This is a genomic window from Pseudomonas fluorescens, assembly GCF_030344995.1.
GTDB classification, from domain to species: Bacteria; Pseudomonadota; Gammaproteobacteria; order Pseudomonadales; family Pseudomonadaceae; genus Aquipseudomonas; species Aquipseudomonas fluorescens_BF.
Genome location: NZ_CP128260.1, coordinates 5959532 through 5975023, shown reverse-complemented (window position 1 = coordinate 5975023; position 15492 = coordinate 5959532). Strand labels below are relative to the sequence as shown.

Genomic DNA, 15492 nt, shown 5'->3' with positions numbered 1-15492 from the left:
GTGGCCAATTAATTGCACTGCCCGAATTACCGGTGCTAACCAGAACTGCCTGCTCAAAGAAGCAAGACGCCCGGCACTTAACAACAACAGTCAGGGTGAAGCCTATGAACATCAGTCGACTCGCTCGTTTGACCTTCTGGTTACCCGTTGCGCTGGCGGTCCACAGCGCATGGGCCGCCGACCCCGCCGAAGTCGATCCCCCTGTGCCGGAGGTGCCCTCGCTGCAATCGTTGCGCGGGATGGTGCCTCCCGATCCGTCCGGAACCGAAGGCGGACGCAAGGTCGATCTGATGACCGACTACGTGCTCAATCGCCAGGCCGCAATCCTGCTGGGCAAGGCGCTGTTCTGGGACATGGAGATCGGCAGCGATGGCTCCACGGCCTGCGCGTCCTGCCATTACCACGCCGGTGTTGACCACCGCATCACCAACCAGCTCAACCCCGGCCAGGCGCACACCAATGCCAACGTCGCGTCGATCTTCAACAAACCGTTTGTGGCGTCGGACATTCCCGGTGATGTGGCGTCCTACGCGACGTTGTCCGGCGGCAAGGGTGGCCCGAACTACACGTTGAAGAAAATCGACTTCCCGACCCATGTGCTGAGCAATCCCCTGGAGCGCAACTCGCCCATCGTTTACTCGACGGACGACGTGGTCGGCTCGCAAGGCGTGTTCGATGCCAACTTCGTCAAGCCCAACCAGCCGCGTTTCGACAAATGCACCCAGCAGCCGGACGGTCTGTTTCAGGTCGGCGGCATCAACGTTCGCCGCAGCACCGGGCGCAATGCGCCGTCGGTGATCAACGCCGCGTTCAACGTGCGCAACTTCTGGGACGGCCGGGCCAATAACGTGTTCAACGGCTTCTCGCCGTTCGGCAATCGCGATCCGGATGCCGGGATTTACGTGACCAGCGAACGCAGCACGGTTGCGACCAAAGTGCGGCTGGCACTCAACGATGCGTCTGCCGCCTCGCAAGCCGTCGGGCCGCCCGGCAGTCCGGTGGAAATGTCCTGCGGCGGTCGCACGTTTGCCGACATCGGCCGGCGGATGCTCGACACGCTGATGCTCAAGCAGCAACGGATTTCGTCTACCGACTCGGTGCTGGCCCCAGTATCCGGCGCACGGCGCCCGACCTATCGCGAGCTGATCAAGAACGCCTTCCAGCCCCGGCTGTGGAACGCCACGCAAAACGTTCTGGTGGGCGGTGCGCCGTACACCCAGATGGAGGCCAACTTCCCGCTGTTCTTCGGTCTGGCGATCCAGATGTATGAGGCGACGCTGGTGTCCGATCAGGCGCCGATCGACGCCTACCTGCAAGGCGATCACACCGCGATGAACGCGCAACAGGTCGAAGGCATGAACCTGTTTCTCGGCAAAGGCAAATGCGTCAATTGCCACGGTGGGCCGGAGCTGACCAACGCCGCCAGCCGCCTGCTGATGCACCCGCGCGAACGCATCGAACGCATGGTGATGGCCGACAACCTGACCACCCTTTACGACAACGGCTTCTACAACACCGGTGTGCGTCCGACTTCGGAAGATCTGGCCCTCGGCGGCGCTGATGCTTGGGGCAATCCATGGTCGTTCACCCGGCAGTACAACACCGTGTTGCAGGGCGGAAAATCAGTCGATCCGCTGGACGTCGATGTCTGCACGTTCGAGGCGCCGTTGAGCGCGGCGATTCCGTGCGATGCCACGCTCAAGCCGAATGTCGGTTTTCGCGATTCGGTCGACGGCGCGTTCAAGACCCCGACCCTGCGCAACATCGCCCTGACCGGGCCGTACTTCCACAATGGCAGCCGCTCGACGCTCAAGCAGGTGATGGAGTTCTACAACCGTGGCGGTGACCGGCGCGGGGAAGACGCCAATAACACCAGCGGTTTCGAGCACCCGGCGGTGAACCAGCACAACACTTCCAACCTCGACCCGGACATGACGGCGCTGAACCTGACGCCTGACGAAATCGACGCGCTGGTGAAATTCATGGAAGTCGGCCTGACCGACCCCCGCGTGGCGTGGGAGCGCGCACCGTTCGATCATCCGTCGCTGGTGATCCCGCAGGGCCATATCGGCGATGAAAATGTCGTGACCCAGCGCCCGGCCAGTCCGAAAGTCACGACCCGTCAGGCGATGGACGCATCGCTCAATCTCAAGCCTTACGGTGCTGAAGGCCGGCCAGCGGCCGAAGGGCCATTGCAGCCGTTTTACAACGATCTCTGAGCAGAAAAACACACCATGGCCATCAAGAATGATGGCCATGGTGGCCGTTTAGCGGCAATTCCGTAAAAAACCTGACTAAAACTCTCAGCAACCGCCGATTTCGGCCGTTAAAGAGACAGCCTGTGATCTGGATCACATTGTGTGTGCTTAACTGGCCACATTGCAGGCACAATGCCATCTCTTTGCCATGACGGGTCGGAGCTTTTACCCTTGCCGCGTTCTTCCGCTGTACGTTTCAGTCATTTCCTACCTTCACTGCTGTTGTTGCTCGCGGGGTTGGCGGCTGCGTACGTCAAAGACCTCAACGTGTTCTTCACTTCGCTGTTCAACGTGTTGCCGACCTTGGTGCTGCTGTTGGGCGGTTCGTACTGTGCGGTTTACCGACGCCAGCGCGAGCTGTTTCTGATGGTCACGGTGTACATCGCCTACTTCCTGCTCGACACCCAGACCGACTATTACCGCGACAACGGCAAGGTGCGCGAGGACGCGGCCGTGGTGTTCCACCTGGTCTGTCTGCTGTTGCCTTTGTTGTTTGGACTGTTCGCCGCGTGGCAGGAACGCACGCACCTGTTTCAGGACATGGTCGCGCGCTTCGCCGTGCTGCTGGCCTTTGGCAGCGTGGCGCTGGGGCTTGAGCAAAGTTACCCGCAGGCGTTGCTGATGTGGCTTTCCGAAATCCGCTGGCCGGCGCTGCATGGCGCGTGGATGAGCCTGATCCAGATGTCCTATCCGGTATTTCTCTCGGCGTTCCTGCTACTGGCCTGGCAATACTGGCGCAACCCCCGTCCGCTGCACGCGGCGCAGCTGGTGGGGTTGCTCGGGGTGTTCTGGATGCTGCCGAAAACCTTCATCCTGCCATTCACCCTGAACATCATGTGCAGCCAGGTGATGTTGATGATTGCGGCGGCGGTGGCGCACGAGGCTTATCAAATGGCCTTCCGCGACGAACTCACCGGCCTGCCCGGCCGCCGCGCACTCAACGAGCGCATGCAGCGTCTGGGTCGCAACTATGTGCTGGCGATGAGCGACGTCGATCACTTCAAGAAATTCAACGACACCCACGGTCACGACGTGGGGGATCAGGTCCTGCGACTGGTCGCCAGCAAGCTGTCCAAAATCAGCGGTGGCGGTAGGGCTTATCGCTATGGCGGTGAGGAATTCGCCCTGGTGTTTGCGGGCAAGACTCTTGAAGAGTGCATGCCGCACCTGGAAGTCATCCGCGAGTCGATTGCGTCCTACAACATCCAGCTGCGAAATCAGGAAAGTCGCCCGCAGGATGATCAGCAGGGCCGTCAGCGTCGCTCGGGTTCGGGCGCATCCAGCGTATCGGTCACGGTCAGCATCGGCGTGGCCGAACGTCTGGAACAGCGCACCCCGGAAGAAGTGCTGAAATCCGCCGACCAGGCGCTCTACAGCGCCAAGGGTGCAGGGCGAAACTGCGTGATGGCGTTCGGGCAAAACCGCCGTGGCGCGGTGCGCATGGACAACGCCGCAGGTTGAGTGATGACGGCGCATTCAGCGTCTGGACAGTGATTGTGGGGCAGGGTGGCCGGCAGTAGGTTGAAGCAATCTGCTGAAGGAGAAGCCACCATGCCCGAATACAAAGCTCCCCTGCGCGACATGCGCTTTCTGATCGACCACGTCTTTGACTTCCACACTCAGTACGCGGCCCTCGGCGCCCACGACGCCAGCCCGGACATGATCAACGCGATCCTCGACGAAGGCGCGAAGTTCTGTGAGAACGTTCTGGCACCGCTCAATCGCAGCGGCGACGAAGAGGGCTGCCATTTCGACAACGGTGTGGTGACAACGCCTACAGGCTTCAAGCAGGCCTTCGCACAATACGTGGAAGGTGGCTGGCACGGCCTGGCGGCAGATCCAACTTACGGCGGCCAGGGCCTGCCGAGTTCGCTGGGGCTGGTGATCAGCGAAATGGTCGCCTCCAGCAATACCTCGTGGGGCATGTACCCGGGCCTGACCCACGGCGCCATGTCGGCGATCCACGCCCACGGCACCGAAGAACAGAAAAACACCTATCTACGCAAACTTACTGCGGGCCAGTGGACCGGCACCATGTGCCTGACCGAAGCCCACTGCGGCACCGACCTGGGCATCATCAAGACCCGCGCCGTGCCTCAGGCCGACGGCAGTTATGCAGTGACCGGCAGCAAGATTTTCATCTCTGCCGGCGAGCACGACATGAGTGACAACATCATTCATCTGGTGCTGGCCAAACTGCCGGACGCACCGGCGGGGACCAAAGGCATTTCGCTGTTCATCGTGCCGAAATTTCTCCCGGACGCCTCCGGTGAGGCGGGTGAGCGCAACGGCGTTTCCTGCGGTTCGATCGAACACAAAATGGGCATCAAGGCCTCGGCCACCTGCGTGCTGAACTTCGACGACGCCAAAGGCTTCCTGATCGGCGAACCGAACAAAGGCCTGAACTGCATGTTCACCATGATGAACCACGCGCGGTTAGGCACCGGAATGCAGGGTCTTTGTCTGGGCGAAGCGAGTTTTCAGGGCGCAATCAAATACGCCAACGACCGCTTGCAGATGCGTGCCCTGACCGGCGCCAAAGCTCCGGACAAACCGGCCGACCCGATCATCGTCCACCCGGACGTGCGGCGCATGCTGCTGACCATGAAAGCTTTCAACGAAGGCAACCGCGCGCTTACCTATTTCACCGCGCAGATGCTTGATGTCGCGCACCTGAGCCCGGACGCAGGCGCGCGTCAGGAAGCCGAAGACCTGTTGGCGTTCCTGACGCCGATCTGCAAAGCCTTCATGACCGACACCGGCCTGGAGGTGACCAACCACGGCATGCAGGTGTTCGGTGGCCACGGATTTATCCGCGAGTGGGGTATGGAGCAACTGGTTCGCGATTGCCGGATCGCGCCGATCTACGAGGGCACCAACGGCATTCAGGCGCTGGATCTGCTCGGGCGCAAAGTGCTGGGCAGTCAGGGCAAGTTGCTGCGCAACTTCACCAAAATCGTCCACAAATTCTGCGCCGCCAACGCCGGACATGCGCAATTGGGCGGGTTTGTCGCGCAGCTCGATGGCCTCAATCAGCAGTGGGGCGATTTGACCATGAAGGTCGGGATGGCCGCGATGAAGAACCCGGATGAAGTCGGCGCCGCGTCGGTGGATTACCTGATGTACAGCGGTTACATCGTTCTCGGTTACCTGTGGCTGCGCATGGCGCTGGTTGCTCAGGCGCAACTGGAGTCGGGCGAGGGTGATGGCGATTTCTGCCAGGGCAAACTGGCGACGTGCGAGTTTTACTTCAAGCGTCTGTTGCCGCGTACCGCAGCGCATCGTTCGGCGATCGAGGCGGGCAGCGATTGCCTGATGAAACTGCCAGCACAGTTGTTCTCGCTGTAACACGCCACTGTTAAACAAAAGAGCCCGCTGATTGCGGGCTTCTTTATGGCTGATTGCTGGTGACTAAAAATAACAAGGCAGTCACCGCCTGACCCTATGTGTCGCAAAAGTTGTTGGGTTACACTCCAGCTCAACGAAAACACCCTTCCACGAATCACCTGTTTAGATCTTTGCGAGGTTTGCCATGGCTGACTACAAAGCGCCGCTGCGCGATATGCGCTTCGTCCTCAATGAAGTGTTCGAAGTCGCCAAACTCTGGGCCGAACTGCCGGCCCTGGCCGAGACCGTGGACGCGGAAACCGTTGAAGCCATTCTCGAAGAGGCCGGCAAGGTCACCAGCAAAAGCATCGCGCCCCTGAGCCGCGCGGCTGACGAAGAAGGCTGCCACTGGGCCGACGGTGCCGTCACCACGCCGGCCGGTTTCCCACAGGCCTATCAGACTTACGCCGAAGGCGGCTGGGTCGGCGTTGGCGGTGATCCGGCCTACGGCGGCATGGGCATGCCAAAAGCCGTTTCCGCTCAAGTCGAAGAAATGGTCAACTCCGCCAGCCTGTCCTTCGGTCTGTATCCGATGCTGACCGCAGGCGCTTGCCTGTCGATCAACGCCCACGCCAGCGAAGAGCTGAAAGCCGCATACCTGCCGAACATGTACGCCGGTGTCTGGGCCGGTTCCATGTGCCTGACCGAGCCGCACGCCGGCACCGACCTGGGCATCATCCGCACCAAGGCCGAGCCTCAGGCCGACGGTTCCTACAAGGTCAGCGGCACCAAGATCTTCATCACCGGCGGTGAACACGACCTGACCGAAAACATCATCCACCTGGTGCTGGCCAAGCTGCCTGACGCACCGGCGGGGCCGAAAGGCATTTCGCTGTTCCTGGTACCGAAGTTCATGGTCAATGCCGATGGCAGCCTGGGCGCGCGCAACCCCGCGAACTGCGGTTCGATCGAACACAAGATGGGTATTCAGGCGTCCGCCACTTGCGTGATGAACTTCGACGAAGCCGTGGGTTACCTGGTCGGCGAGCCGAACAAGGGCTTGGCGGCAATGTTCACCATGATGAATTACGAGCGTCTGGGCGTCGGTATCCAGGGCCTGGCCACCGGCGAGCGCTCGTACCAGAACGCCATCGAATACGCCCGTGACCGCCTGCAAAGCCGTTCGCCGACCGGCGCGCAGAACAAGGACAAGGTCGCAGACCCGATCATCGTCCACCCGGACGTGCGTCGCATGCTGCTGACCATGAAAGCCTCGAACGAAGGTGGTCGTGCGTTCTCCACTTACGTGGCGATGCAACTCGATACCGCCAAGTTCAGCGAAGACGCCGCCACTCGCAAGCGTGCGGAAGATCTGGTTGCCTTGCTGACGCCAGTGGCCAAGGCGTTCCTGACCGATCTGGGCCTGGAAACCACCGTCCATGGCCAGCAGATCTTCGGCGGCCACGGCTACATCCGCGAGTGGGGCCAGGAGCAACTGGTGCGTGACGTGCGCATCACCCAGATCTACGAAGGCACCAACGGCATTCAGGCGCTGGACCTGGTAGGTCGCAAGATCGTCGGCAGCGGCGGCGCGTTCTACAAGCTGTTCGCCGACGAGATCCGTCATTTCACTGCAACCGCCAGTGCCGATCTGGGCGAGTTCACCAAGCCGCTGAATGACGCCGTCGATACCCTAGACGAACTGACCTCGTGGCTGCTGGACCGGGCGAAAACCAACCCGAACGAAATCGGCGCGGCGTCGGTCGAGTATCTGCAAGCGTTCGGTTACACCGCTTACGCCTACATGTGGGCGCTGATGGCCAAGGCATCGCTGGGCAAAGAAGCGCAGGACGATTTCTATGCGAGCAAACTCGGCACGGCGCGGTTCTATTTCGCCCGTCTGCTGCCGCGGATTCACTCGTTGAGCGCGTCGGTCAAGGCTGGCAGCGAGTCGCTGTTCTTGCTGGACGCTGCGCAGTTCTGATGATGTAACGTCATGTAAGCGATCTCTTACATGACGTGCTGCTGTTCTCCCATAGGCGTAGATTGGATCCAGAGCTAATCTACTTTCCATGGACGTCGCGCAGGAAGCGCAAAGCAACAACACGGACACGTAGGATTCTGCCAGGGTGGCGGAGTGAAATGGATGTCAGGGAAACAGTCTGCAAAGCCCCGCTTCGGCGGGGTTTTCTTATGCCCGCAGAAAAAGTTTTCAGCTCAGCGCGTCCAGTGGCGGCGCCCCTTTCAGCGGTTTGTCTTCGCGCTGCATCACCTCTTCCAGCAACGTTCGCAGCAAGGCCAATGGCGCCTGCTGGCGCTGCACATCGCGACACACCAGCCCGACCTTCAATGGCACACGCGGCTCGCTCAACGGTTTCCACAATAGATCCTGATCGTCGTACTCCTTTTGCGAACGACCGGGCAGCACCGTCGCCAGACGGGTATGCGGCAGGCTGTCGAGAATCCCCACCATGTTGTTCAATTCGGCCTGCACTTGTGGGCGTCGCCCGAGGCTGGCCAGTTGCGCCTGCCAGATCTGGCGGATCTGGAATTCTTCACCCAGCAACAACATCGGCAGTTCGGCTGCCTGACTCATCGAGACTTTCTTGAATTCCCGCAGCGGATGATCCGCCGGGATGACCAGCGTCAGTTCATCTTCGTACAACATCACGCCGTGCAGCCCCGGCTGGCGTGGCGGCAGATAGCTGATGCCGATGTCCAGCGAGCCGTTGAGCAAACGCCGTTCGATCTCAAGCCCGGTCAATTCATAAATCTGCACCACCAGATGCGGCTGGGCTTTGCGCACTCGCTCCAGCATTTGCGGCACCAGGCTGGTGTGCACGGTTTGCAGTACACCGATCGCAAGCGTGCGCAGCGCCTGACCCTTGAAGTTGCCCAGCGCTTCACGTGCCCGCTGCATGCCGTCGAGCAGCGGCAGGGCGTGGTTGTACAAGGTGTGGGCGGCGAGGGTCGGCAACAGGCGTTTGCTGCTGCGCTCGAACAGCGTGACGTCCAGGTTCTGTTCCAGCTGGCGAATCTGCTGGGACAGCGCGGGCTGAGAGATCGACAGGCGCTCGGCGGCGCGTCCGACATGACCTTCTTCGTAGACCGCGACGAAATAACGCAGTTGTTTGAAATCCATAAGTAACACTTATCGAAAATGCTGAGAAATCGAAATGGCTCGACGCCGGGAACAGGCCTAGTCTAACCGCATTCACAAGGCTTACAGGGCCGGGAAGCGCAATGACCAGCGTTTGTTTTGAAAGTGTTTGCATAGGCAGTTCAAAAAACCTCGATCGAGGTTTTTTTCAATGAATCTGTTCAGTTTGCGGCGCCAGACGCCGAGCCTCGATGACCTGGCTTTTGAAACCCAAGAATCGGATGCCGCTTATGGCTTGAATGCCGAGCGTCTGATGCCCAGCGTCGAACGCCCGCAGCAGGTATTCGTTCGCGGCCAGGGTTCGTGGCTGTGGGATAGCAATGACCGCGCCTACCTGGACTTTTCCCAGGCCGGTGGCGCCAACAGTCTCGGCCACAGCCCTTCGGCGCTGGTCAAGGCCATTGCCAGCCAAGCTCAAGCGTTAATCAATCCCGGTTTCAATCTGCACAACCGCGGCATGCTCAGCCTCGCCGAGCGCCTGTGTGCCAGTACGTCCAGCGATCAGGCGTATCTGCTCAACAGTGGCAGTGAGGCCTGTGAGGCTGCAATCAAACTGGCGCGTAAATGGGGCCAGCTGCATCGTGGCGGCGCCTCGCGGATCATTGTCGCCAGACAAGGCTGTCACGGACGTAGTCTGGCGACGATTTCGGCGTCGGACAGTTGCAACCTGCACAACCGCTTCGCGCCCTTGCTGCCGGGCTTCGATCTGGTGCCGTTCAACGACCTGCCGGCGTTGCATGCAGCTGTCGATGCGCAGACCGTGGCGATCATGCTCGAACCGATCCAGAGCGATGCCGGGGTGATCCCGGCGACCGAGCACTACCTCAAGGGTGTCGAACGCTTGTGTCGTGAGTTGGGGATTCTGCTGATTCTCGACGAGGTTCAGACTGGCATCGGTCGCTGCGGCACTTTGCTCGCCGAACAATCCTACGGCGTGCGCGCCGATATCGTCGTGCTCGGCAAAGGTCTTGGCGGTGGCGTGCCACTGGCGGCGTTGCTGGCGCGAGGCAAGGCCTGCTGTTTCGACTCCGGCGAATTGGGCGGTACTCATCACGGCAACGCGCTGATGACCACGGCGGGCCTTGTGGTGCTCGACAGCGTGCAGGATCGCGCCTTCCTCGAACAGATCCGGGACAACGGCCAGCATCTGCGCGAAGGGCTCGCCCGTCTGGCCCATCGTTATGAACAGGGCGAGTTGCGCGGGCAGGGGCTGTTCTGGGGACTGACCCTGTCGGAAGACTCCGCCGAGGCCGTCGTCAAAGCCGCGCTTCACGAAGGCTTGCTGCTCAACGCCCCACAAGCCAATTGCCTGCGCTTCACCCCGGCGCTCAACGTCAGCAAGGCCAACATCGACGAAATGCTCCTGCGCCTGGCCCGCGCCTTCTCCCGGGTACGCACCGCGCAACTGCAATGCCGCAAAGGGATTGCCGTCTGAGCTGAAGTTTCCCACCCGAATTCAAGAACCGTCTCGCGGTATAACGCACGCCCCACGCCTGATTCTTTTGGCGTGGGGCGTTTTTTTGTGGCCGGGTAATGGCAATCAGATGGCGAGATTGCGGTTTGCACTGAACCCTGACAAACGGCACAGGTCGATTAGCTTGTATGGCTCAGGTGAGCCAACCCCCAATCAGGAGCTGCCCCATGGACTTTATCCGCATCATCATCGCCATTATCTTGCCGCCACTGGGTGTGTTTCTGCAGGTCGGGTTCGGCGGCGCGTTCTGGCTGAATATTCTGCTGACGTTGTGCGGTTATATCCCGGGGATCGTGCACGCGGTGTACATCATCGCCAAACGCTGAGTCTCAGTCCGTCAAACCCATCACTCGCCGGTAGAACCGCCATTCCTGCTCCAGCGCATGGGCTTGGTTGGCGGCCCGGCGGAAGCCGTGGCGTTCATCGGCGTAGTAATACGCTTCGACTTCAATGCCGTTTTGCTCCAGGGCCGCGACCATGTCGCGGGTCTGTTGCGGCACGACGACGGCGTCCAGTTCTCCCTGAAAGAAAATCACCGGCACGCGAATGTTGCCTGCGTGCAGCAGCGGCGTGCGGGCCGCATAGCGTTCGGCGTCTTGCTCGGGATCACCGATCAGCCAGTCCAGGTAATCGCCTTCGAATTTGTGTGTTGCGCGGCCGAGGGCCACGGGATCGCTGACTCCATACAAGCTGGCGCCGGCGCGGAATACCTGATGGAACGCCAATGCACAAAGCGTGGTGTAACCACCAGCGCTGCCGCCACGGATGAATGCACGCTCACCGTCGATCATGCCGCGATCATTCAGATAGGCCACCACCGCACAGGCGTCCTCGACATCCACCGCGCCCCAGCTCAGATGCAAGGCCTGTCGATACTTCCGGCCATAGCCGCTGCTGCCGCGGTAGTTGAGGTCGGCGACGGCGAAGCCGCGTTGCGTCCAGTACTGGATGCGCGGATCCAGCATCGGGTAGCAGGCCGACGTCGGGCCGCCGTGGATGAACACCACCAGCGGCGGTTTAGCATCGCCATTGGTGGCCGGATAAAAGAAGCCGTGCGCTTCACCCGAACCGCTGGGATAGCGCAGGGTTTGCGGACGGCTGATGCGTTCGGCGGGCAACGGTGCAACACCGCCGGCCAGGACGTTCACTTCACGTGACTCACGATCAATGGCGATCACTGCTGAAGGGCTGATCGGTGAGGCAGCGATGCAGTAAATGAATTGATCATCGACCGTCAGATGACGGAAGCGGCTGTAGTCGCCGGTGAAGTCTTCGCCGTTGAGCGCCAGACGGCCGAAACCGCCTTCGCTCCAACTTGCCAGGAATGCTTCATCGGTGGGTAACCAGGTGCAGCCGCCAAGTTGCCATGGAGCTGGCGCGTGATCGGCTTCGGCGCTAGCTAACGGCTGCAAGCCGTTTGCCGACTCGACCCACGGTTGCCAATATCCGCCGCGATCAGTCAGACAGCCCAGTCGGCCACTGGCATCGAAGCGCGGTTGCTGGATCGACTCTTCAAACGCTTCACCCGCCACACAACGCGGGACAGAAAATTCGTTATTTGAACGTTCAGCGAGCATCAAACGGGTGGATGTCCACGGCTGATGCGGACGGCTCCACTCGATCCATGCCAGGCGCTGGCCATCCGGGCTGATGATCGGCGAGGCGTAAAAATCCGCACCTTCAACCAGCATTTGACGGACGCCATTTGCCAGATCGATAGCCACCAACCGATGGCAATCACCGTTCTCTTCAACAGCCAGCACCTGCCGGCTGGCAAAATGCAGATCACCATATCGGCATTCCCCGGACGTCAATGCCACGGGCTCGCCGTCCAGCGTCTGTCGGTACAACTGCTGGTCCGCCTCGTTGACGAAAACCACCCCGTCAGACGTCAGACAAAACGCCCCACCGCCATATTCGTACACCCGGCTGCGCACGCTGAAACCCGCAGGCGTCAGACATTTCGCCACGCCATCGCGCCAATGCCAGATCCGGCAGGCGGCGTCTGTCGGCCGATATTCATTCCAGAACAAACCATGGGTGCCAAGTTGCAGCTCGGCGAAATCCACGCCGGCTGCAACCGCAGCGGTGGCGCTGAAGGGCTCAGCCTTTGGCGATGAGGCGCGAGTTTCGTTCATTGCGAAAGGCCAGTTGTTCAATGGTCTGGGTGGCGTGCTCGGCTTCTTCGCGGGCCTTGAGAATCACACCGTGATGTTCGGACTTGCTGCATACAGGGTCGGCATTGCTCGCATCGCCGGTGAGCATGAACGCCTGGCAGCGGCAGCCACCGAAGTCCTGCTCTTTCTCGTCGCAGGAGCGGCACGGCTCGGGCATCCAGTCATAGCCGCGAAAACGGTTGAAGCCGAAGGAGTCGTACCAGATGTGCTGCATGCTGTGGTCGCGCACATTCGGAAATTGTACCGGCAGCTGTCGGGCGCCATGACAGGGCAGGGCGGTGCCGTCCGGTGTGACTGTCAGAAACAGACTGCCCCAGCCGTTCATGCAGGCTTTCGGGCGCTCTTCGTAATAATCCGGGGTGACGAAAATCAGCTTGCACGGATGCCCTTCGGCTTCCAGCTTGGCGCGGTATTCGTTGGTGATGCGTTCGGCGCGAACCAGTTGTTCCTTGGTCGGCAACAGGCCGACACGATTGAGCTGCGCCCAGCCGTAGAACTGGCAGGTGGCGAGTTCGACGAAGTCGGCCTCAAGCGCGATGCACAGCTCGATGATGCGGTCGATCTTGTCGATGTTGTGCCGATGGGTGACAAAGTTAAGCACCATCGGATAGCCGTGGGCCTTCACGGCGCGGGCCATTTCCAGTTTCTGCGCGAAGGCTTTTTTCGAGCCGGCGAGCAGGTTGTTCACTTGCTCGTCACTGGCCTGGAAACTGATCTGGATGTGATCGAGCCCGGCCTTCTTGAAGTCGCTGATCTTCTGCTCGGTCAGGCCGATGCCCGAGGTGATCAGGTTGGTGTAGAAGCCCAACTGGCGCGCTTCACGAATCAGCTCGGCGAGGTCCTGGCGCACCAGCGGTTCGCCCCCGGAAAAGCCCAGTTGTGCCGCGCCCATCTCCCGCGCCTCACGGAACACCTTGATCCACTGCTCGGTGCTCAGTTCTTTGCCCTGCTCGGCGAAATCCAGCGGATTGGAGCAGTACGGGCATTGCAGCGGGCAGCGGTAAGTCAGCTCGGCGAGCAGCCACAGCGGCAGGCCGATTTCCGGTTTGGCCGGGACTTGCACCGATGACTCAGGCAAGTTCGATCCAGTGCTCCGCACGGGCAACCTCCATGAATTGCTCGATGTCGTCACCGAGCTCGGGTACGCCGGGGAACTGTCTGTCGAGTTCGGCGATGATCGCCGCGACATCCCGTTCACCGTCGATCAGGCCACCGATCGCAGCAGCGCTTTCGTTGAGTTTGATCATGCCCTCCGGGTACAGCAGCACGTGGCCTTTCTGGGCCGGTTCGTACTGGAATCGGTAGCCGGGACGCCAGGTCGGGGTCTTGCTGCGGTCGAAACTCATAAGGCGATTCCTTTGTGCCAGACCCGTTGATCGGTGACGCTGTGATACGGCGGGCGGTTCAGTTCGTAGGCCATGCTCATGGCATCGAGCATGCTCCAAAGAATGTCCAGTTTGAACTGGAGAATTTCCAGCATGCGCTCCTGACCTTCGCGGGTCTTGTAGTGCTCCAGCGTAATCGCCAGACCATGCTCGACATCGCGCCGGGCCTGACCGAGACGGGTGCGGAAATATTCGTAGCCGGCCGGGTCGATCCACGGGTAATGCTGCGGCCAGCTGTCGAGACGCGACTGGTGGATCTGCGGCGCGAACAGCTCGGTCAGCGAACTGCTGGCGGCTTCCTGCCAACTGGCGCGGCGGGCGAAGTTGACGTAGGCGTCGACGGCGAAACGCACGCCGGGCAGCACCAGTTCCTGGGAGCGCAATTGATCCGGATCGAGACCGACGGCCTGGCCCAGTCGCAGCCAGGCTTCGATGCCGCCGTCTTCGCCAGGGGCGCCGTCGTGGTCGAGCAGGCGCTGGATCCACTCGCGGCGAATCTCGCGATCCGGGCAGTTGGCGAGGATTGCCGCGTCTTTCAGGGGAATGTTCACCTGATAGTAGAAGCGGTTGGCGACCCAGCCCTGGATCTGCTCGCGGGTGGCCCGGCCTTCATACATCGCCACGTGGTACGGGTGATGAATGTGGTAATAGGCGCCCTTGGCGCGCAGGGCCGCTTCGAATTCGGCGGGGGACAGCGGGGTGTCGGTCATTGCGGTTCTCCGGGCGATTCGTTACAGGACGATGCTCATGCCGTCATACGCCACTTCAACATTGCGCCGAACCAGTTCAGCGCGCTCCGGGGAGTCTTCGTCGAGAATCGGGTTGGTGTTGTTGATGTGGATAAGTACCTTGCGTTGCTCGGGAAGCTGTTCCAGCACTTCGAGCATGCCGCCGGGGCCGTTCTGCGCCAGATGGCCCATCTCGCGGCCGGTGCGGGTGCCGACGCCACGGCGCTGCATTTCATCGTCGTCCCACATCGTGCCGTCCACCAGTACGCAGTCGCTGCCGGCCATGATTTCCAGCAGCGGCGCGTCGACCTTGCCCAGGCCCGGCGCGTAGAACAGCTTGCCGCCGGTGCTGAGGTCTTCGACGATCAGGCCGATGTTGTCGCCCGGGTGCGGGTCGAAGCGGTGCGGCGAGTAGGGCGGTGCGGCGCTGCGCAGCGGCAGCGGGCTGAAGCGCAGGTTCGGACAGGCGGCGACGGTGAAGCTCTGGTCGAGTTCGATGCGGTTCCAGTCCAGCCCGCCGTTCCAGTGTTTGAGCATGGTGAACAGCGGGAAACCGGTGCTCAGGTCCTCGTGGACCATGTCCGTGCACCAGACCTGATGCGGGCAACCTTCGCGCAGGCTGAGCAGGCCGGTGGTGTGGTCGATCTGGCTGTCCATCAGGATGATCGCGCTGATGCCGGTGTCGCGCAGGGCTCGGCCAGGTTGCATCGGGGCGAAGCTCTGAAGCTGCGCGCGGATGTCCGGCGAGGCATTGCACAGCACCCAGTTCACGCCGTCATCGGAAATCGCGATGGACGATTGGGTACGGGCCTGGGCATTCAGGCTGCCGTCGCGAAAACCGGCGCAATTGACGCAGTTGCAGTTCCACTGCGGAAAACCGCCACCGGCGGCCGAACCCAGAATCTGGACGAACATGAACGCTCCATCATTTCAACGCTGAAAATAAAACGCCCCGGCGAGCCGAGGCGTTGCACTGCAGTGTT

At 61.1% G+C, this 15492-nt stretch carries 12 protein-coding genes; 6 read left to right on the top strand and 6 right to left on the bottom strand.

Features of this window, described 5'->3' with window-relative positions; translation table 11 throughout:
- Positions 1-104: 104 nt before the first annotated feature.
- From QR290_RS26935 to QR290_RS26920, 4 genes are all read left to right on the top strand, one after another.
- Entirely contained in the window at positions 105-2219 is a 2115-nt protein-coding gene (locus QR290_RS26935) for a cytochrome-c peroxidase (protein WP_289203937.1), read from the top strand.
- 210 nt (positions 2220-2429) lie between these two features.
- Positions 2430-3719, top strand: coding sequence for a GGDEF domain-containing protein (locus QR290_RS26930; protein ID WP_085688506.1), 1290 nt, complete (start codon positions 2430-2432; stop codon positions 3717-3719).
- A gap of 90 nt (positions 3720-3809) precedes the next feature.
- Complete coding sequence (locus QR290_RS26925) at positions 3810-5606, top strand: acyl-CoA dehydrogenase C-terminal domain-containing protein (RefSeq protein WP_115079419.1); 1797 nt, start codon at positions 3810-3812, stop codon at positions 5604-5606.
- Between the two features lie 184 nt (positions 5607-5790).
- Positions 5791-7569, top strand: coding sequence for an acyl-CoA dehydrogenase C-terminal domain-containing protein (locus tag QR290_RS26920; RefSeq protein WP_102685698.1), 1779 nt, complete (start codon positions 5791-5793; stop codon positions 7567-7569).
- Between the two features lie 228 nt (positions 7570-7797).
- Here QR290_RS26920 and QR290_RS26915 read toward each other — a convergent pair whose 3' ends face one another.
- Positions 7798-8727: a LysR family transcriptional regulator gene (locus QR290_RS26915; RefSeq protein WP_085612948.1), complete on the bottom strand. Its 930-nt coding sequence runs from the start codon at positions 8725-8727 to the stop codon at positions 7798-7800.
- Positions 8728-8896: 169 nt separating this feature from the next.
- Here QR290_RS26915 and QR290_RS26910 point away from each other — a divergent pair, with 169 nt between their 5' ends.
- Positions 8897-10180 carry an aspartate aminotransferase family protein gene (locus QR290_RS26910; RefSeq protein WP_289203936.1) on the top strand — a complete coding sequence of 428 codons (1284 nt, stop codon included), beginning with the start codon at positions 8897-8899 and terminating at the stop codon, positions 10178-10180.
- A gap of 206 nt (positions 10181-10386) precedes the next feature.
- Complete coding sequence (locus QR290_RS26905) at positions 10387-10545, top strand: YqaE/Pmp3 family membrane protein (RefSeq protein WP_065259115.1); 159 nt, start codon at positions 10387-10389, stop codon at positions 10543-10545.
- A gap of 3 nt (positions 10546-10548) precedes the next feature.
- Here QR290_RS26905 and QR290_RS26900 read toward each other — a convergent pair whose 3' ends face one another.
- From QR290_RS26900 to pqqB, 5 genes are read right to left on the bottom strand one after another with little or no spacing between them, the layout of a single operon-like run.
- Complete coding sequence (locus QR290_RS26900; RefSeq protein ID WP_289203935.1) at positions 10549-12357, bottom strand: alpha/beta hydrolase family protein; 1809 nt, start codon at positions 12355-12357, stop codon at positions 10549-10551.
- Entirely contained in the window at positions 12323-13459 is a 1137-nt protein-coding gene (pqqE, locus tag QR290_RS26895) for a pyrroloquinoline quinone biosynthesis protein PqqE (RefSeq protein WP_371807421.1), read from the bottom strand. Before pqqE ends, QR290_RS26900 begins: the two co-directional genes overlap by 35 nt.
- A gap of 7 nt (positions 13460-13466) precedes the next feature.
- Positions 13467-13742, bottom strand: coding sequence for a pyrroloquinoline quinone biosynthesis peptide chaperone PqqD (gene pqqD / locus QR290_RS26890; protein ID WP_115079416.1), 276 nt, complete (start codon positions 13740-13742; stop codon positions 13467-13469).
- Entirely contained in the window at positions 13739-14491 is a 753-nt protein-coding gene (gene pqqC, locus QR290_RS26885; protein WP_011336228.1) for a pyrroloquinoline-quinone synthase PqqC, read from the bottom strand. The genes pqqD and pqqC overlap by 4 nt, the downstream gene beginning before the upstream one ends.
- A 21-nt stretch (positions 14492-14512) precedes the next feature.
- Entirely contained in the window at positions 14513-15424 is a 912-nt protein-coding gene (gene pqqB / locus QR290_RS26880; RefSeq protein ID WP_115079415.1) for a pyrroloquinoline quinone biosynthesis protein PqqB, read from the bottom strand.
- Between the last annotated feature and the right edge of the window lie 68 nt (positions 15425-15492).

Bases quoted from the DNA above. Each gene is read 5' to 3' on its own strand.
- QR290_RS26935 (WP_289203937.1), top strand. From the start codon at position 105: ATGAACATCAGTCGACTCGCTCGTTTGACCTTCTGGTTACCCGTTGCG.
- QR290_RS26925 (WP_115079419.1), top strand. From the start codon at position 3,810: ATGCCCGAATACAAAGCTCCCCTGCGCGACATGCGCTTTCTGATCGAC.
- QR290_RS26920 (WP_102685698.1), top strand. From the start codon at position 5,791: ATGGCTGACTACAAAGCGCCGCTGCGCGATATGCGCTTCGTCCTCAAT.
- QR290_RS26915 (WP_085612948.1), bottom strand. From the start codon at position 8,727: ATGGATTTCAAACAACTGCGTTATTTCGTCGCGGTCTACGAAGAAGGT.
- QR290_RS26910 (WP_289203936.1), top strand. From the start codon at position 8,897: ATGAATCTGTTCAGTTTGCGGCGCCAGACGCCGAGCCTCGATGACCTG.
- QR290_RS26905 (WP_065259115.1), top strand. From the start codon at position 10,387: ATGGACTTTATCCGCATCATCATCGCCATTATCTTGCCGCCACTGGGT.
- QR290_RS26900 (WP_289203935.1), bottom strand. From the start codon at position 12,357: ATGAACGAAACTCGCGCCTCATCGCCAAAGGCTGAGCCCTTCAGCGCC.
- pqqD (WP_115079416.1), bottom strand. From the start codon at position 13,742: ATGAGTTTCGACCGCAGCAAGACCCCGACCTGGCGTCCCGGCTACCGA.
- pqqC (WP_011336228.1), bottom strand. From the start codon at position 14,491: ATGACCGACACCCCGCTGTCCCCCGCCGAATTCGAAGCGGCCCTGCGC.
- pqqB (WP_115079415.1), bottom strand. From the start codon at position 15,424: ATGTTCGTCCAGATTCTGGGTTCGGCCGCCGGTGGCGGTTTTCCGCAG.